At 68.4% G+C, this 18,315-nt stretch carries 15 protein-coding genes; 12 read left to right on the top strand and 3 right to left on the bottom strand.

Annotation, left to right across the window (positions count from 1 at the left end; all coding sequences use genetic code 11):
• Positions 1-42: 42 nt before the first annotated feature.
• The 12 genes from modD (at position 43) to lpdA (ending at position 14,497) form a co-directional block, all read left to right on the top strand.
• A complete protein-coding gene (gene modD, locus V5F63_RS23285; RefSeq protein ID WP_394103200.1) occupies positions 43-885 on the top strand; it encodes a ModD protein in 843 nt (280 codons plus the stop codon).
• A gap of 364 nt (positions 886-1,249) precedes the next feature.
• Positions 1,250-2,497, top strand: a complete 1,248-nt coding sequence (nifV, locus tag V5F63_RS23280) for a homocitrate synthase (protein ID WP_394103201.1) — start codon at positions 1,250-1,252, stop codon at positions 2,495-2,497.
• 3 nt (positions 2,498-2,500) lie between these two features.
• Entirely contained in the window at positions 2,501-3,280 is a 780-nt protein-coding gene (cysE, locus tag V5F63_RS23275; protein WP_394103202.1) for a serine O-acetyltransferase, read from the top strand.
• A gap of 39 nt (positions 3,281-3,319) precedes the next feature.
• Positions 3,320-3,661: a nitrogenase stabilizing/protective protein NifW gene (gene nifW / locus V5F63_RS23270; protein ID WP_209486252.1), complete on the top strand. Its 342-nt coding sequence runs from the start codon at positions 3,320-3,322 to the stop codon at positions 3,659-3,661.
• 722 nt (positions 3,662-4,383) lie between these two features.
• On the top strand, positions 4,384-5,349 hold the full coding sequence (gene mdh, locus V5F63_RS23265; protein WP_209486250.1) for a malate dehydrogenase: 966 nt from the start codon (positions 4,384-4,386) through the stop codon (positions 5,347-5,349).
• A 253-nt stretch (positions 5,350-5,602) separates the two neighbouring features.
• Positions 5,603-6,805, top strand: a complete 1,203-nt coding sequence (gene sucC / locus V5F63_RS23260) for an ADP-forming succinate--CoA ligase subunit beta (protein ID WP_209486248.1) — start codon at positions 5,603-5,605, stop codon at positions 6,803-6,805.
• Complete coding sequence (gene sucD, locus V5F63_RS23255) at positions 6,805-7,689, top strand: succinate--CoA ligase subunit alpha (RefSeq protein WP_509210814.1); 885 nt, start codon at positions 6,805-6,807, stop codon at positions 7,687-7,689. Before sucC ends, sucD begins: the two co-directional genes overlap by 1 nt.
• A 378-nt stretch (positions 7,690-8,067) precedes the next feature.
• Positions 8,068-11,022 carry a 2-oxoglutarate dehydrogenase E1 component gene (locus tag V5F63_RS23250; protein WP_394100972.1) on the top strand — a complete coding sequence of 985 codons (2,955 nt, stop codon included), beginning with the start codon at positions 8,068-8,070 and terminating at the stop codon, positions 11,020-11,022.
• 37 nt (positions 11,023-11,059) lie between these two features.
• Positions 11,060-11,386, top strand: coding sequence for a YciI family protein (locus tag V5F63_RS23245; protein ID WP_209486244.1), 327 nt, complete (start codon positions 11,060-11,062; stop codon positions 11,384-11,386).
• A 27-nt stretch (positions 11,387-11,413) separates the two neighbouring features.
• Complete coding sequence (gene odhB, locus V5F63_RS23240) at positions 11,414-12,634, top strand: 2-oxoglutarate dehydrogenase complex dihydrolipoyllysine-residue succinyltransferase (RefSeq protein WP_394100973.1); 1,221 nt, start codon at positions 11,414-11,416, stop codon at positions 12,632-12,634.
• A gap of 13 nt (positions 12,635-12,647) precedes the next feature.
• Positions 12,648-13,073, top strand: a complete 426-nt coding sequence (locus V5F63_RS23235) for a VOC family protein (RefSeq protein WP_394100974.1) — start codon at positions 12,648-12,650, stop codon at positions 13,071-13,073.
• A 20-nt stretch (positions 13,074-13,093) separates the two neighbouring features.
• Positions 13,094-14,497, top strand: coding sequence for a dihydrolipoyl dehydrogenase (gene lpdA / locus V5F63_RS23230; protein ID WP_394100975.1), 1,404 nt, complete (start codon positions 13,094-13,096; stop codon positions 14,495-14,497).
• Positions 14,498-14,654: 157 nt separating this feature from the next.
• Here lpdA and V5F63_RS23225 read toward each other — a convergent pair whose 3' ends face one another.
• From V5F63_RS23225 to V5F63_RS23215, 3 genes are all read right to left on the bottom strand, one after another.
• Positions 14,655-14,792 carry a hypothetical protein gene (locus tag V5F63_RS23225; protein WP_168457309.1) on the bottom strand — a complete coding sequence of 46 codons (138 nt, stop codon included), beginning with the start codon at positions 14,790-14,792 and terminating at the stop codon, positions 14,655-14,657.
• A 164-nt stretch (positions 14,793-14,956) separates the two neighbouring features.
• Positions 14,957-15,499 carry a CAP domain-containing protein gene (locus V5F63_RS23220; RefSeq protein ID WP_209486236.1) on the bottom strand — a complete coding sequence of 181 codons (543 nt, stop codon included), beginning with the start codon at positions 15,497-15,499 and terminating at the stop codon, positions 14,957-14,959.
• A 121-nt stretch (positions 15,500-15,620) separates the two neighbouring features.
• Positions 15,621-18,254, bottom strand: a complete 2,634-nt coding sequence (locus V5F63_RS23215) for a DUF3772 domain-containing protein (RefSeq protein WP_209486234.1) — start codon at positions 18,252-18,254, stop codon at positions 15,621-15,623.
• Between the last annotated feature and the right edge of the window lie 61 nt (positions 18,255-18,315).

The following is an 18,315-nucleotide window of genomic DNA, read 5'->3' as shown; positions in this document are numbered from 1 at the left end:
GCTAAGCCTCCTGCTGTATCGGAATTGACGCAGGATGCGGGCATGACCTACCGCTGGTGGACGCAGGCCATGGTGGACGCCCTCCTCGCCGAGGATGCGCCTTATGGCGACCTGACGACCGAGAGCCTCGGCCTCGCCGGGCATGCCGCGCGCCTCTCCATGGCGGTGCGCGGCGACACCACGCTGTGCGGCGTGGAACTCGCCCGGGATCTCTTCCTCAGCGCCGGCGCAACGGCCGATCTTCTGGCGGCAAGCGGGGCGCGGGTGCCGAAGGGCGACACCTTCCTCCTCGCCGAGGGTGCGGCCGGTCCCATCTTCCGCGCCTGGAAGGTGGCGCAGACGCTGGTGGAATATCTCTCCGGCATCGCTACCCTCACCGCCGACATCGTGGCCGCCGCGCGTGCGGTTTCCCCCGAGGTGGCAGTGGTGACCACGCGCAAGACCCTGCCCGGCGCCAAGGCGCAGATGATCGCCGCCATCCGTGCCGGCGGCGCCTTTCCGCACCGGCTCGGCCTGTCGGAAACCCTCCTGCTCTTTCCCGAACACGCCGCCTTCCTCGCCGATCCTGCCGAGGGCATCGCGCAGCTGCGCCGGCAGGCGCCGGAGAAGAAGGTGGTGGTGGAGGTGAAGACGCTGGAGGAGGCGGAAGCCGTGCTTGCCGCGGGCCCGGACGTGCTCCAGTGCGAGAAGATGACGCCGGACGAGATCCGGCAGGTGGTGGCCGTCACCCTCGCGCGAGCGCCCGGCACCAAGGTGGCGGCGGCGGGCGGCGTCAACCTCTCCAACGCCGCCGCCTATGCCGCGGCCGGCGCCCATGTGCTGGTGACCTCCGCGCCCTATTGGGCCAAGCCCGCCGACGTGAAGGTGGTGATCGGCCCGGCCTGACGGGTCCGGGCCGGCAGCGTCTGCGCACGAATATTTGTCCGGGCATGTGAATTCGTCCGCCGCCGCCAAGAAATCGCCGGGTGAAACGCGGGGGTTACGTAGTTTTACGTATGTCCGATACCGACAAGACAGCTCGGCTCGTCGCTCTCGTCTGTCGCGATCCTGTCGAACCCCGGACAAGCTTGCCGGCTGTCGGCTTTGCGACAGGTGCCGTCTACGCGAAATTATCTGAATCCAGAGTGGCTTAGATGTCTGGCACGCGCTTTGCGTGACCCATGTCGAACCGCTGCTGGCTCAGCGGACGGCTTCCGGGACCGGGCTGACGAAGGCGCGGTTCAGGACCATGGGACGTGAGGACGACACCATGCTCGCGAAGTCTCCATCGCTGACATCTGGGCGCTCCGGCCGGGCCTCGGCGGAGGCGCGGGGCGCGACGCCGGGGGGTGCGGCCGCCCGCACCGTCTTCCTGAACGACACGACGCTCCGCGACGGCGAGCAGGCGCCGGGCGTCGCCTTCACCCGCCGCGAGAAGATCGAGATCGCCGAGGCGCTCGCCGCCGCCGGCGTGCCGGAGATCGAGGCGGGCACCCCCGCCATGGGCGACGAGGAGATCGAGACGCTGCGCTCCATCGTCTCCCTCAAGCTGCCGCTGCGTGTCGCCGCCTGGTGCCGGATGAGCGAGGAAGACCTGTTCGCGGCGGTCTCGGCGGGGGTCAGCTACGTCAACCTTTCCATTCCTACCTCCGACCGCCAGCTCCGGGGCAAGCTGAACCGTGACCGTGACTGGGCGCTGGCGGCCCTCAAGCATGTGGCGACGCTGGCCACCAAGCTCGGCTTCACCGTTGCCATCGGTTGCGAGGACGCTTCCCGCGCCGATCCCGATTTCCTGTGCCAGGTGGCCGAGGTGGCACGGGAGGCGGGCGCCTTCCGCCTGCGCCTCGCCGACACGCTGGGCGTGCTCGATCCCTTCTCCACCTACGCGCTGGTGCGCCGGGTGGCCAATGCCACGGATCTCGAGATCGAGTTCCACGCGCATGACGATCTCGGCCTTGCCACCGCCAACACGCTCGCTGCCGTCACCGGTGGCGCCCGTCATGCCAGCGTGACGGTGGTCGGGCTCGGCGAGCGGGCCGGCAATGCGGCGCTGGAGGAGGTGGCCATAGCGCTGCGCCAGACCGCCCGCGCCGAATGCGGCATCGATCCGCGCGCGCTGCGCGCGCTGGCCGAAAAGGTGCTGGCCGCGGCCGGCCGCGCCATGCCGCGCACCAAGGCCATCGTCGGCGAGGACGTGTTCACCCACGAGAGCGGCATCCATGTCGCCGGCCTGCTCAAGGATCGCGGCACCTACGAGGCGCTGAACCCGGAGTTGCTCGGCCGCTCCCACCGCGTGGTACTGGGCAAGCATTCGGGTCTTGCCGCCGTGTCCAAGGCCCTCGCTGACGAGGGACTGGCGGTGGACGAGGCGCGCGGCCGCGCCATCCTCGCCCGGGTGCGCGACTTCTCGGTGCGCACCAAGGAGACGGTGACGCCCCAGGTGCTCCGCCGCCTGTACGAGGACAGCTTCACTGAGGAAGCGCTGAAGCGCCGCCACGCCGCCGTGATGGGAGCCTGACCCATGATCATGGGAAGCCCGAAGTGGCATGGTACCGAGGTTCCCCTCGCCGCAGACGCTCCGTCGGACGCGCCGGCCGCCTCCTTCTCCGTCTGGCAGCTCATCCGCGAGGACGTGAACTGCGTGAAGGCGCGCGACCCGGCGGCGCGGCACACGCTTGAAATCGTGCTCACCTATCCCGGTGTCCACGCCATCATCTGGCATCGCCTCGCCAGCCGGCTGTGGCGGCGGGGGGTGAAGTTCCCGGCCCGCTTCCTGTCCTGGCTGGGCCGGTTCCTGACCAATGTGGACATCCACCCCGGCGCCACCATCGGCCGGCGCTTCTTCATCGATCACGGCGCCTGCGTGGTGATCGGCGAAACGGCCGAGGTCGGCGATGACGTCACCCTGTACCACGGCGTGACCCTGGGCGGCACATCCTGGACGGCGGGCAAGCGCCATCCCACCCTACGCGACGGCGTGCTGGTGGGGGCCGGAGCGAAGATCCTCGGGCCGATCACGGTCGGGGCCGGTTGCCGGGTCGGCGCCAATTCGGTGGTGATCGAGGACGTTCCGCCCGCCATGACGGTGGTCGGCATTCCCGGCCGGGTGGTGAAGCCCACCTCCGACCGCCGCAAGCTCGGCGACGGCCGCATCGACCTCGAGCATCACCTCATGCCCGATCCGGTGGGCGAGGCCATCGTCTCCCTGCTGGACCGGATCGAGTTTCTCGAAGCCCGCCTCACGCACCTTCAGGGCGAGCGCCAGCGCGGCCGGCCGGCGAGCGCGGACGAGGCGGCCTGACAGCGCGGGCTTGAGCTGATCGACAGGAGAAAGAGCGACATGTCCATCATCGACAAGCTGAAGTCCCTGGGAAGCGCCGAGGAGTTCTTCGAGGTGCTGCAGGTCGAGTACCAGCCCGAGGTGCTTCAGGTGCTGCGCCTGCACATCCTGCGGCGCATGGGCCAGTACCTCGTCTCGGCCGAGTTCGACGGCATGAGCGAGGAGGAGATCTATTCCGCCGCCCAGACCATGCTGGGGCAGGCCTATGAAGACTTCATCAAGTCCAATCCCATGGCGGAGCGGGTGTTCAAGGTGCTGAAGGAGCACGATCCGACCCGCCCGGCGACCCCCGCTGCCAAGCCCGCCTTCGTCCAGCTCGGTTCGCTGAAGACCGGAAGCTGAGACCGTCTCGTCCCGCCCCTCCGCGCAGCCGCGCGGAGGGGCCCGGGGCCACCCTTCCGCCGGAGCACCCCGAAGGGCTCCGGCTGGCTGCCCTCTCCCTGCTTTTTGTTCTTTGATGATGATGTTGTTTCATTTTTTCATCCGGCTGGTCGCTCGGCCGTGTGCGGGGAGAGGGCAGATTTTTTGAAGGACCGGCGCCCGCCGGCGCCGAGGCTCCCCGGTTAGGCGGGGGCAAGCTCGCGCCGTGCCCATGGAACAGCGTCGATGGCGATGAGGGCTGGGCCGTCCGGCCGGGCGTCCGTCAAGGGGCGCTGGGGCGCAGTATTTGGTATCCGAGCAATGATGGAAGCCGCGCAGGCCCCTCTCCAAGGGGCGTGGCGGCCCGCGCGTGTCTCGCCGCTTTCCAGATCGCACGATCTTCGGCCGACGGTCCGCAGCCGCGCCATCCGTCCGCCCGGTACCGCCGCGCCTGGGTCGGAAAGCTTGGCCTTGGCTCCGGTCGGGGGTATGCCTTTCCACCGCCCTGCGGGATGGTTTCCCGCATGGTGCAAATCAGCAAAAAATCGACGTAAAACGAACCGTTTTAGCGGCAAAATCCCGCTCGATGCCACTATTTGTGCAGTGCGGCCGGCTTGAACCCCCGGACGGATGGGAGTAGTCAAGCGCCGCGTTCCTGCGGCGGCTCGTCTCATGTGCCTCGCAGCAGTATCCGGGGACTAGGGATGGCCCGCAACAAGATCGCCCTCATCGGGGCCGGCCAGATCGGCGGCACGCTCGCCCTGCTGGCTGGACTGAAGGAGCTGGGCGACATCGTGCTGTTCGACGTCGCCGACGGCGTTCCCGACGGCAAGGCCCTGGACCTCGCCCAGCTCGCCCCGGTGGAGGGGTTCGATGCGGGCATCTGGGGCGCCTCCAGCTATGACGCCATCGCCGGTGCCGACGTGGTGATCGTCACCGCCGGCGTGCCGCGCAAGCCGGGCATGAGCCGCGACGACCTCCTCGCCATCAATCTCAAGGTGATGGAGCAGGTGGGCGCGGGCCTGCGCAAATACGCCCCTGACGCTTTCGTCATCTGCATCACCAATCCGCTCGACGCCATGGTCTGGGCGCTCCAGCGCACCAGCGGCCTGCCGCCGGAAAAGGTGGTGGGCATGGCGGGCGTGCTGGATTCCGCACGCTTCCGCTTCTTCCTCGCCGAGGAGTTCGGCGTCTCGGTGGAGGATGTGACCGCCTTCGTCATGGGCGGGCACGGCGATACCATGGTGCCGCTGGTGCGCTATTCGGCGGTGGGCGGCATCCCGGTGCCGGACCTCATCCGCATGGGCTGGACCAGCGAGGAGCGCATCGCCGACATCGTGCAGCGCGTGCGCGACGGCGGGGCGGAGATCGTCAATCTGCTCAAGTCCGGCTCGGCCTTCTATGCGCCGGCCGCCGCCGCCATCGCCATGGCGGAGAGCTACCTGAAGGACAAGAAGCGCCTGCTCCCCGTCGCCGCGCGGCTCGATGGGGAATACGGGCTGAGGGATATTTATCTCGGCGTGCCGGCTGTCATCGGGGCGCGAGGTGTGGAGCGTATCGTGGAGGTCGAGCTCGACCGATCCGAGCGCGCCATGTTCGAAAGATCGGTCGCCGCAGTCGAAGGACTGGTGGAGGCCTGCCTGAAGATCGCACCCGGCCTCGGGAAGTGATCTCGCTCAATGACGGCGTGCCGCAAGGCGCGCCGTTTTCGTGCCGGGGTACAACCGGCGTGGTGAAGGAGACGAGTGTTCCCCTCCTCGGGGGCGCCGGCCTCTTCGCTCCTGTCCCTGGGACGGGCGCGGCGGCGCAGGCCCCCCTTCTGCGGTGGAGGCGGTCCGCACACGGTGGTCCCGCATTTGCGCGGGATCCGGGACGGACCGGGGCGGGGGACGGGACACATCGCAACCCTGAGGGACACGGACGATGAATATTCACGAGTATCAGGCCAAGGCGCTGCTGAAGAGCTTCGGCGCCCCGGTCTCGCGCGGCATTCCCGTGCTGAAGGTCGAGGAGGCGGAAGCCGCCGCCAAGGAACTGGGCGGCCCGCTCTGGGTGGTGAAGTCGCAGATCCACGCCGGTGGCCGCGGCAAGGGCAAGTTCAAGGAGCCCGAGGCTGGCGAGAAGGGCGGCGTGCGCCTCGCCAAGTCCGTGGACGAGGTGAAGGAGTTCGTCGGCCAGATGCTCGGCCGCACCCTCGTCACCATCCAGACCGGCCCGGCCGGCAAGCAGGTGAACCGCCTCTATATCGAGGAAGGCTCGGACATCGAGAAGGAGTTCTACATCTCCCTGCTCGTCGACCGCGCCACCTCCCAGGTGGCCTTCGTGGTCTCCACCGAAGGCGGCATGGACATCGAGGAAGTCGCCCACTCCACCCCTGAGAAGATCATCACCTTCTCGGTGGATCCGGTGACCGGCGTGCAGGGCTTCCACGGCCGCAAGATCGCCAAGGCCCTCGGCCTTTCGGGCGAACTCGCCAAGCAGGCCGGCAAGCTCGCCGAGGTGCTCTACACCGCCTTCGTCGAGACCGACATGGCGATGCTGGAGATCAACCCGCTCATCGTCACCAAGGACGGCAACCTGCGCGTGCTCGACGCCAAGGTGTCCTTCGATTCCAACTCGCTGTTCCGCCATCCCAAGCTCACAGAGCTGCGCGACCTGACGGAAGAGGACGAGAAGGAGATCGAGGCGTCCAAGTACGACCTCGCCTACATCGCCCTCGACGGCACCATCGGCTGCATGGTCAACGGCGCGGGCCTCGCCATGGCGACCCTCGACATCATCCAGCTCTACGGCGAGAGCCCGGCGAACTTCCTCGACGTGGGCGGCGGCGCCAACGAGGAGAAGGTGACGGCGGCGTTCAAGATCATCACTGCCGACCCGAACGTGAAGGGCATCCTCGTCAACATCTTCGGCGGTATCATGAAGTGCGACGTGATCGCCAACGGCGTGATCGCGGCGGTGAAGGCGGTTGGCCTCCAGGTGCCCCTCGTGGTGCGCCTCGAAGGCACCAATGTGGAAGAAGGCAAGCAGATCATCCGTGAGAGCGGGCTCAACGTGATCCCTGCCGATGATCTCGATGACGCGGCGCAGAAGATCGTCGCTGCCGTGAAGAAGGATGCTGCGTGATGTCCGTGCTGATCGACGCCAACACCAAGGTCATCACCCAGGGCTTCACCGGCAAGAACGGCACCTTCCACGCCCAGCAGGCCATCGCCTACGGGACGAAGATGGTCGGTGGCACCTCGCCGGGCAAGGGTGGCACCACCCACCTCAACCTGCCGGTGTTCGACACCGTGCTGGAGGCCAAGGAAGCCACCGGCGCCGACGCCTCGGTGATCTACGTGCCGCCTCCGGGCGCCGCCGACGCCATCCTGGAGGCGATCGATGCGGAGATCCCGCTCATCGTCTGCATCACCGAGGGCATCCCGGTGCTCGACATGGTGAAGGTGAAGCGCGCCCTCTCGGGTTCGAAGAGCCGGCTCATCGGCCCCAACTGCCCCGGCATCGTCACCGCCGGCCAGTCGAAGATCGGCATCATGCCGGCCAACATCTTCAAGACCGGCTCGGTGGGCGTGGTCTCGCGCTCCGGCACGCTGACCTATGAAGCGGTGTTCCAGACCTCGCAGGTGGGCCTCGGCCAGACCTCGGCGGTCGGCATCGGCGGCGACCCGGTGAAGGGCACCGAGTTCATCGACGTGCTGGAGATGTTCCTCGCCGACCCCAAGACCCAATCGATCATCATGATCGGCGAGATCGGCGGCTCGGCCGAGGAAGAGGCCGCGCAGTTCATCGCCGACGAGGCGAAGAAGGGCCGCAAGAAGCCGATGGTGGGCTTCATCGCCGGCCGCACGGCCCCTCCCGGCCGTCGCATGGGCCATGCCGGCGCCATCATCTCCGGCGGCAAGGGCGGCGCCGAGGACAAGATCGCGGCCATGGAGGCGGCGGGCATCCGCGTGTCTCCGTCCCCCGCGCGCCTCGGCAAGACCCTGGTCGAGGTGCTGAAGGGCTGAGGCTATCCCCTGGCCCGGCCAGGGGATCGCATATGGGATGAACCGGGGGCGGGACCCTGGGCGAAAGCCATCTAGGCGAAAGCCCTGGAATTCCGCTCCCGTAAGGGCATCCGCCGCGCAATCGCCATGAAGTTCGGCGACTGGCGAGCGCGGTTCGGGCGGGGTGCGGAGCCGGCCTTTCGGCCGGTGGCGCCCCTGCCCATATAGAGGTTGTCGAGCACCGCTGTCGAAGGCCGCCACGAGCCTCGCGGGGGTGATGGGGCGTCCGGCAAGGGCCGGGCGTCGGATTTGTGGCAGACGAGCGGCCTTGGGGCTTCATTTTCCGCGCGAAATGCGCTCAAGGAGAGTGAGGCGCCACGGTCTTCCGGGAACAAGCCCATGTCGCGCGCGGAACAGAACGACGTTTTCCTGAACACCTCCTTCCTCTATGGCGCCAATGCCGCCTGGATCGAGGATCTCTACGCCCGCTATGAGACCGATCCCAATTCGGTCAGCGCCGAATGGCAGGCCTTCTTCGCGGCGTTGAAGGACGATCCCAACCAGGTGATCGAGAACGCCCGCGGCGCCTCCTGGAAGAAGCCGCACTGGCCGGTGCACGCCAATGGCGAGCTGGTCTCGGCCATGGATGGCCAGTGGATCGAGGTGGAGAAGGCCATCTCCGAGAAGGTGAAGGCCAAGGCGCAGAAGTCCGGCGTCGAGTTCTCCGCCACCGAGGTGCAGCAGGCCACCCGCGATTCCGTCAAGGCGCTGATGATGATCCGCGCCTACCGCATGCGCGGCCATCTGCATGCCAATCTCGACCCGCTGGGCCTCACCCCCCCGCGCGAGGCGCCGGAGCTGGACCCGGCTTCCTACGGCTTCTACGAGGCTGACCTCGACCGCAAGATCTTCATCGACCACGTGCTCGGCCTCGAATTCGCGACCGTCCGCCAGATGGTCGCCATCCTGCGCCGCACCTATTGCGCGTCCGTGGGCGTCGAGTTCATGCACATCTCCTCGCCCGAGGAGAAGGCGTGGATCCAGGAGCGCATCGAGGGCGTCGACAAGGAAGTCACCTTCACCCGCGAGGGCAAGCGCGCCATCCTCAACAAGCTGGTTGAGGCGGAGGGCTTCGAGAAGTTCCTCGACGTGAAGTTCACCGGCACCAAGCGCTTCGGCCTCGACGGCGGCGAAAGCCTGATCCCGGCGCTGGAGCAGATCATCAAGCGCGGCGGCAACCTGGGCGTGAAGGACATCGTGTTCGGCATGGCTCACCGCGGCCGGCTGAACGTGCTCACCCAGGTGATGGGCAAGCCACACCGGGCGCTGTTCCACGAGTTCAAGGGCGGCTCCTGGGCCCCCGACGAGGTCGAGGGCTCCGGCGACGTGAAGTACCACCTCGGTGCCTCGTCCGACCGCGAGTTCGACAACAACAAGGTCCACCTGTCGCTGACCGCCAACCCGTCCCATCTCGAGATCGTCGATCCCGTGGTGCTGGGCAAGGCGCGCGCCAAGCAGGACCAGCTCGGCGACACCGAGCGCACCAAGGTGCTGCCGCTGCTGCTGCACGGCGACGCGGCCTTCGCCGGCCAGGGCGTGGTGGCCGAGTGCCTCGGCCTCTCCGGCCTGAAGGGCCACCGCACCGGCGGCTCGATCCACTTCATCATCAACAATCAGATCGGCTTCACCACCAATCCGCGCTACTCGCGCTCCTCGCCCTATCCGTCGGATGTGGCGAAGATGATCGAGGCGCCGATCTTCCACTGCAACGGCGACGATCCGGAATCCGTGGTGTTCTGCGCCAAGGTGGCCACCGAATTCCGCCAGCGCTTCCACAAGCCGGTGGTGGTGGACATGTTCTGCTACCGCCGCTTCGGCCACAACGAGGGCGACGAGCCCGCGTTCACCCAGCCGAAGATGTACAAGGTGATCCGCCAGCACCCGAGCGTGCTGGAGCTGTACACCAAGAAGCTGGAGAACGAGGGCGTCGTGACCGCCGGCGAGGTGGACACCATGCGCAATGCGTGGCGCGACCGCCTCGAGGCCGAGCACGAGGCCGGCCAGGCCTACAAGCCCAACAAGGCCGACTGGCTCGACGGCCGCTGGGCCGGCTTCAAGCCCACCCACGAGGATGACGATCCGCGCCGCGGCAACACCGGCGTGCCGGAAGACGAGCTGAAGGCGATCGGCGAGAAGATCACCACCGTGCCGGAGGGCTTCCAGGTCCACCGCACCATCCAGCGCTTCCTCGACAACCGCAAGAAGGCCATCGCGGACGGCAAGGGCATCGACTGGGCGACCGGCGAGGCGCTCGCCTTCTCCTCCCTGCTGCTGGAAGGCAACCCGGTCCGCCTGTCGGGCCAGGACGTGGAGCGCGGCACCTTCTCCCAGCGCCATTCGGTGCTGCTCGACCAGGAGACCGAGGCCCGCTACAAGCCGTTCAACCACCTCTCCGACACCCAGGCCAAGTACGAGGTCATCAATTCGATGCTCTCGGAGGAGGCGGTGCTCGGCTTCGAGTATGGCTACACGCTGTCCGAGCCCAACACGCTGGTGCTCTGGGAGGCGCAGTTCGGCGACTTCGCCAACGGCGCGCAGGTGGTGTTCGACCAGTTCATCTCCTCGGGCGAGCGCAAGTGGCTGCGCATGTCCGGCCTCGTCTGCCTGCTGCCGCACGGCTATGAGGGCCAGGGTCCGGAGCACTCCTCCGCCCGCCTCGAGCGCTATCTGCAGCTGTGCGCCGAGGACAACATGCAGGTGGCCAACGTCACCACCCCGGCCAACTACTTCCACATCCTGCGCCGGCAGATGAAGCGGGAATTCCGCAAGCCGCTCATCCTGATGACGCCCAAGTCGCTGCTCCGCCACAAGCGGGCGGTGTCCGACCTCTCCGACATGGTGACCGGCACCACCTTCCACCGCGTGCTGTGGGACGACGCCCAGTCGCACCCGGACGAGAGCGGCGTCAAGCTGAAGCCGGACGACAAGATCCGCCGCGTCGTGCTGTCCTCGGGCAAGGTCTATTACGACCTGCTGGAGGAACGCGAGAAGCGCGGCGTGGACGATGTCTACCTGCTGCGCGTGGAGCAGCTCTATCCGTTCCCGCTCAAGACGCTGGTGCAGGAACTCGCCCGCTTCAAGAACGCCGAGGTGGTGTGGTGCCAGGAAGAGCCGAAGAACCAGGGATCCTGGGCCTTCGTGCAGCCCTATCTGGAGTGGGTGCTGGAGCAGGCGGGCGGCGCGGCGAAGCGTCCGCGCTATGCCGGCCGTCCCGCGTCCGCCGCCACCGCCACCGGCCTGATGTCCAAGCATATGGCCCAGCTCAAGACCTTCCTCGAGGAAGCCCTGGGCTGATCCGACACACCTAGAACCGCCCGAAAGAGGACGCGCCGTGCCGCACTTCCTGCTCCGCCTCTCCCCGCCGCGCCCGAGCTTTCCCTCGGACGCGAGCGCGGCCGAGATGGACGCCATGGGGGCGCACTTCGCGTTCTGGCAGGCCGAGGCGGAGGCCGGCACGGCCCTCGCCGTCGGTCCCGTGGCGGACCCGGCGGGCATCTGGGGGATGGCCGTCATCGAAGTTCCCGACGAGGCCGCCGCGACCGGCCTCTCGCTTCGGGATCCCGTCATCACGGCGGACCTGGGCTTTACCTATGCGGTGATGCCCATTCTGTCGCTCATCGAGCGCCGGGCGCCACGCCCGGCCCAAGCCGAAGTCTGAGGGAGGCCCCCTCAAGGGGCGAACACAATGACCGAGATCCGCGTGCCCACCCTGGGCGAGTCCGTTACCGAGGCGACCATCGGCAAGTGGTTCAAGAAGCCCGGCGAGGCCGTCAAGGCCGATGAGCCGCTGGTGGAGCTTGAGACCGATAAGGTGACCGTCGAGGTGCCGGCCCCGGCCTCGGGCGTCCTCTCCGAGATCGTCGCCAAGGATGGCGAGACCGTGGGCGTCGGCGCGCTGCTCGGCAACATCGGCGCCGGCTCGGGCGCCGAGGCCGCGCCCGCCGCTGCTCCGGCTCCGGCCGCCGCGCCGGCTCCGGCTCCTGCGGCCCCCGCCGCTCCCGCCGCCGCGGTTGCGGCCGGCAGCAACGGCCCGGCCGTCGGCCGCATCGCCGCCGAGACCGGCGTGAACCCGGCCGATGTCGCCGGCTCCGGCAAGGACGGCCGCGTCACCAAGGGTGACATGCTGGCCGCCATCGCCGCCGGCGCCTCGGCCGCCGCCGCGCCCGCTCCGGTCGCGGTCCGCGCCCCCTCGGCGCCCACCGACGCCGCCCGCGAGGAGCGGGTCAAGATGACCAAGCTGCGCCAGACCATCGCGCGCCGCCTGAAGGACGCCCAGAACACCGCCGCCATGCTCACCACGTTCAACGACGTGGACATGACCGCCGTCATGAGCCTGCGCAGCCAGTTCAAGGATGCCTTCGAGAAGAAGCACGGCACCAAGCTCGGCTTCATGGGCTTCTTCACCAAGGCGGTGATCGCGGCGCTGAAGGACATCCCGGCGGTGAACGCCGAGATCGACGGCCAGGATCTCGTCTACAAGAACTACTACAACATCGGTATCGCGGTGGGCACCGAGAAGGGCCTCGTGGTTCCGGTGGTGCGCGACGCGGACCTCATGTCGGTCGCCGAGATCGAGAAGGCCATCGCCGGCTACGGCCGCAAGGCGCGTGACGGCAAGCTCGGCATCGAGGAGATGCAGGGCGGCACCTTCACCATCACCAACGGCGGCATCTACGGCTCGCTGATGTCCACCCCCATCCTCAACGCGCCGCAGTCGGGCATCCTCGGCATGCACCGCATCGAGGAGCGCCCGGTGGTGGTCAAGGGCCAGATCGTGATCCGCCCGATGATGTACCTCGCTCTCTCCTACGACCACCGCATCGTCGACGGCCGCGAGGCCGTGACCTTCCTGGTGCGCGTGAAGGAGACCCTGGAGGATCCCGCGCGGCTCGTGCTGGATCTGTGAGGATCTGAGGAGGATGGCGTTCGGGCCGAACCCTCCGCCGCTCCAGGCGCATCTTTGCGTCCGGGGCGGCACCGAGGCGATTGCTTTTTATGAAGCCGCGTTCGGCGCCTCCTGCACCTTCAGGCAGATGGCGGAAGATGGCGTGCGGGTGATGCACGCCAACGTCGACGTCTTCGGCGCGGAAGTGATGCTGCATGACGAGTTTCCGGAGTTCGGGAACAGCCTGGCGTCGCCCGTGAGCCGCGGCGGCGCCAGCGTGACGCTCAACGCCAACTTCCGCAGCGGGGCGGAGGTCGAAGCCGCCTTCGCTCGCGCCGTCCGCGCGGGAGCCACCGTGATTATGCCGCCGGCCGATATGTTCTGGGGCGCGCGCCACGCGCGGATCCAGGATCCGTTCGGCCATGTCTGGGCGTTCAACGCTGCGTTGGACCCCCGCTGACCATCCTGCGAGTGCATTCCATGTCCTACGACCTGATCATCATCGGCACCGGCCCCGGCGGCTATGTGTGTGCCATTCGCGCGGCCCAGCTCGGCCTCAAGGTCGCGGTGGTGGAGAAGCGCGGCACCCATGGCGGCACCTGCCTGAACGTGGGCTGCATCCCCTCCAAGGCGCTGCTCTATGCCTCCGAGCTGTTCGAGGAAGCGGGCCACAAGTTCGGCGAGATGGGCATCGGCGTGCCGGCTCCCACCCTCGACCTGCCCGCCATGCTGGCCTTCAAGGACCGGGGCGTGGACGGCAACGTGAAGGGCGTCGAGTTCCTGCTGAAGAAGAACAAGGTCGACGTCTACATGGGCGCCGGCAAGATCCTCGGCCCCGGCAAGGTGGAAGTCACCCTCAATGCCGACGGCAAGGTCGAGGTGCTGGAGACGAAGAACATCGTCATCGCCACCGGCTCCGATGTCGCTCCGCTGCCCGGCGTGACCATCGACGAGGACCGCATCGTCTCCTCCACCGGCGCGCTGAAGCTGCCCAAGGTGCCCGGCAAGCTCGTCGTGGTGGGCGCGGGCGTCATCGGCCTGGAACTGGGCTCGGTGTGGCGGCGCCTCGGCGCTGAGGTCACGGTGGTGGAATTCCTCGACCGCATCCTGCCCGGCATGGATTCGGACGTGGCCAAGTCCTTCCAGCGCATCCTCGACAAGCAGGGCTTCACCTTCAAGCTCGGCACCAAGGTCACCGGTGTGGACACCTCCGGCGAGACGCTGAAGGTCACGGTGGAGCCCGCCGCCGGCGGCGCCGCCGAGGTGATCGAGGCGGACGTGGTGCTGGTCGCCATCGGCCGCATCGCCTACACCGCCGGCCTCGGGCTGGAGGAGGCGGGCGTCGCCAAGGACGCGCGCGGCCGCGTGGTCACCGACCACCACTTCGCCACCAACGTGCCCGGCATCTATGCGATCGGCGACGTGATCGTCGGCCCCATGCTCGCCCACAAGGCCGAGGACGAGGGTGTGGCGCTGGCGGAGCAGCTGGCCGGCAAGGCGGGCCACGTGAACTACGACGTGATCCCCGGCGTGGTCTACACCTTCCCGGAGGTCGCCTCCGTCGGCAAGACCGAGGACGAGCTGAAAGCCGCGGGCGTCGCCTACAAGGTCGGCAAGTTCCCCTTCACCGCCAACGGCCGCACCAAGGTGAACAACACCACGGACGGCTTCGTGAAGATCATCGCCGACGCCGCCACCGACAAGGTGCTGGGCGCCCACATCATCGGCCCCGAGGCCGGCGAGATGATCCACGAATGCGCGGTGCTGATGGAGTTCGGCGGCTCGTCCGAGGATCTCGCCCGCACCTGCCACGCCCACCCCACCCGCTCGGAAGCGGTGAAGGAGGCGGCCATGGCCGTGGAGAAGCGCGCCATCCACATGTGATGGGCGCGGCGCCTTGGCGCTGCCAATGGTTTGAAAGTGAGCGGCCGGCGGGCATCCCGCCGGCCGTTTGCGTTTCGCGCATAAAAAAGCCCCGGCCCTGGGGCCGGGGAACGGAGGTTCCGTCCGGGAGGAAGCCGAGGCGCGACGTGCGCCGAAATCAGCCGCCCTTCTGGGTCACGGGATTGCTGGCGGTGGTCGTGGTGTCGCCGATGGAGGCGTTGGTCATGCCCGGGCATGCGAGCGCCGGGCCGGCGAGGATGCTCAGGGCGCACGCGACGAAAGCGATCCGCTTCATCTTCCTCTCCTGCCTGTCACGATATCAACAGGCAGATTAGGCCAGAGAAGCCGGCAATGGGAAAGCCCTCCGCCCGTACCGCACGATCACGAACGCGCGCAGCGGTGCCGTAAACAGGATGCCGCGCCGGAGTTTTCGCCCTGCTCAAGCGCCGCGCAGGCGTGTCATCGCGCGGGCGGGGTATCCGGCTGGGCGAGGATGAGCGCCCAATAGACCTTGTATTTGGAATTGGGTGCGTTGGCCGTGGCGATGCCCATGCGGGTCACGCCGGGCTCCAGCATGTTCTTGTTGTGCGAGGGGGAATCGCGCCAGCCGGAGAAGGCCTCGGCCAGGGTGTGGTAGCCGGCGCCCACATTTTCCACCGCGCGCTTCGCGTCATAGCCCGAGGCCTTGATGCGGGTCATGAAATTGCGCCCGCCCACCTCGTGGGAGAGGTTGTCCGCCTTGGCCATGGCGTTGGCCTGGTCCTGGGCGAGGCGGGAAAGCGTGTCGTCGATGGTCACGGCCGGCAGCCCGCGCGCGGTGCGGTAGTCGGAGAGGAGCGAGGCCGCGGCGGCGGCATCCACCGGCTTACCGGTCTTGGCGAGGTTGATGTAGAAGGCCGGCTGGGTGTCGATCTGCTCGGTGGTGGCACAGCCGGCGATGGCGGCGAGAAGCGCAAGGCCGGCACCGGCGAGGAGGGAGCGGCGGAGAAAAGTGTCGCGCATGTCTCGGCTTCCGGCTGGCCGCATCGGGCGGGCTTTCGGGGGCGATCCCCCGACGTTCCCCTGTCTTGTGCGCCGGGAGGGTTGAGGAAGCGTTAGCGCCCGCTCCCCTCCCGGCCCCGGCCTATTGCAGCGGGTCGGGCGGCGCGGGCGGCGGGGGCACCATGTCGCGCGGGGCCCGGGCGAGGGCGGCCCAGGGCTGCGCCACCATGCCCACGTGCGCCTTGCGGAAGCGCGAGAGCACCTGGAAGTGCAGGTCGCTCTTCACCGTCAGCGCATAGTCCACGTTGGCCACCACGCAGCGCAGCTCGAACACGATGCCCGCATCGGCGAACTTCATCAGGAACACGCGCGGCGGCGGCGACTGGAGCACCTGCGGATGGTCGCAGGCGCAGCCGACGAGGATGTCGCGCACCTCCTCCGGATCGCTGTCATAGGAGACGGTGACGGCGACGATGATGCGGCCGGTGGTGTTGGAGTGCGTCCAGTTCTTCACCATGCCGGTGATGAGGTCGGCATTGGGCACGATCACCGTGGCGCGCTCGAAGGTCTCGATCTCGGTGGCCCGCACCGAGATGCGCCGCACATAGCCTTCCTCGCCCTTCACATTGATGGTGTCGCCCACCCTTATGGGCCGCTCGGCCAGCAGGATCAGGCCGGACACGAAATTGGACACGATGGACTGGAGGCCGAAGCCGATACCGACCGAGAGGGCACCGGCGACCAGCGCGATGTTCTCGAGGTTCAGCCCCAACTGGCCCATGGCCACCATGACGGCGACGATCGTGCCCACATAGCCGACGATGGTGGCGATGGAGGATTGCAGCGACGGCTCGAGCCCGGTGCGGGGCAAGAGCGCGCTCGACACCCATTTCTGCAGTCCGCGCGCCGCCGCGAGGCTGACCAGCAGCAGGAGCACGGCATAGACCACGCTCCACAGGGTGATGGTGGCGTTGCCGATGCGCACGCCGAAGGAAACGCGCTCCACCGTCTCCATCATGTCGGCGGTGGAGGTGCCCCAGCTGCCGACAATGAGAAAGGCGGCGATCACGAACAGCTGCAGCTTGAGCAGGCCCGACGCCAGGACGCCGATCAGCTCCACCCGCTCCGGCTTCAGGCCGAGCATGCTGGAGATCACCCGCGCGCGGTGGGTCTCGGCGGAAAGGCCCTCGCCGAAGAAGGCGTCGATGAGGGCATAGAGCAGGTAGAGCACGCCGAGCACGGCGGCGGCGATGACCATGCGCGCGGCGACGAAGGCCGCGAAGCTGATGTAGCCGGCCACCAGCGCCCCGAGGAGGGCGAACACCGCCACCCATACGAACAGGCGGATGTAGCGGGGCGGAGCCTGCGCGGGGCCGGTGGCGGCGATGGCCGAGGGATCGGTGGTCGCCGGGTCCTTCGCCGTATCCGCATTGGCCTCGGCGCGGGCGGCGCCGACGAGGAAGCGTGAGATGAAGCCGGCGATGAGCAGCGACATGATCGCGCTCGTCACCACCGTCAGCCCCACCGGCGCGAACAGAACCCGGTGCAGGGCATTGAGGGCGGCGGCGATGGCCAGCGTCCACACGGTGAAGGAGTAATAGCGGAAGGCGAGTACGGCGGCGCCATCCGAGAGCGGCGGCAGGCGGCGCCACGGCTCGTTCGGCGCCAGGAAGGCGCGGCCCACGGCGTTGCCGATGGCCTTGATGAAGATGGCGATGACAATGCCCTGCACCAGTTCATCGGCGCGGGGCGGGATGATCTCGAACGCGCCGATGAAGGCGATGGCCGCCATAGCCGCGGCGGGCGCAACGGTGGCGTTCAGGAACAGAACCTTCATCGCCTCGCGCGCCGAGCGCAGGCGCGTGAAGCTTTCGCCCGGCTCCGGCGGCGGGGTGCGCAGGCGCTTGCGCAGCAGGATGCCGCCCGCCACCACGGCGGCCATGATGGCGATGCCGCCGAGGACGATGCCGATCACCGCGAGCGGCGACAGGCGCCGCACCGAATAGGCCCGCCAGTCGTTGCCGAAGTAGCGCAGGGCGCGGAACTCGGAATTCAGCGCGCCGAAGGCGTTGGTCCACAGGTCGGGGTCGATGACAGAATCCACCCGCTCGAACAGCTGCCCGGTGAACAACGCGCGGCGGCGGGAACTGATGCGGTCGGAAATCTGGTCGCCGCGCAGCACCAGCGCGCGGTTCTGCTTCAGCACGCCGCCCAATTCGGCGGCGACCTTGGTCAGGCGCTCGCGGTCGGCCGCGACGGTGGGCTCCTCGGTCGCGCCGTCGGCGGGCTTGGGGCCGAGGCCGTTGAGACGGCTCTCCGCGTCGGCGACGCGGGGGGCGATCTGGTCGGAGACGGCGGCAAGATCCTTGCGGGCGGGGTCGAGGCGCTGGCGCAGCTCGTCGAGGTCGCCGGGGCGCAGGCCTTCCACCGCGAGGGCGGCGTCGATGGAATCGAGGGCGGAGCGGGCCGCCTCCATCTTCTCGCGGGCGGCGACGATGGTCGGATCGGGCGGGACCGGTGCGGGCTTTGGCGCTGGCACCGGCTGTGCGGGCGCCGCATCGCCGGCGGCCGGGGCGGGGGCGCCGGAGGCCGCCGCCGGCGCGGCGGGGGGCGAGGCTGCGGCATTGGGCGTGGCCGCGGCGGGCGTGCTCTGGCCCTGTCCCTGCTGTTGGCCTTGCGCCGGCGGGCTCGCGGCCTGCTGGGCGCCGGCCTGAGCCAGCGGGAAAACCGACAGGGCGAGCGCGACCAGAAAGGCCGCGGACGTCTTCACCTTCATATTTGAACCTCCGCCGCGGCGTTCCTGTCGCCTGAAGGCGGCAGCCTCGTGGCGGATGGGG

This window comes from Xanthobacter wiegelii, from assembly GCF_043193855.2.
GTDB classification, from domain to species: domain Bacteria; phylum Pseudomonadota; class Alphaproteobacteria; order Rhizobiales; family Xanthobacteraceae; genus Xanthobacter; species Xanthobacter flavus_A.
This window is presented reverse-complemented; position numbering and strand designations above follow the sequence as displayed.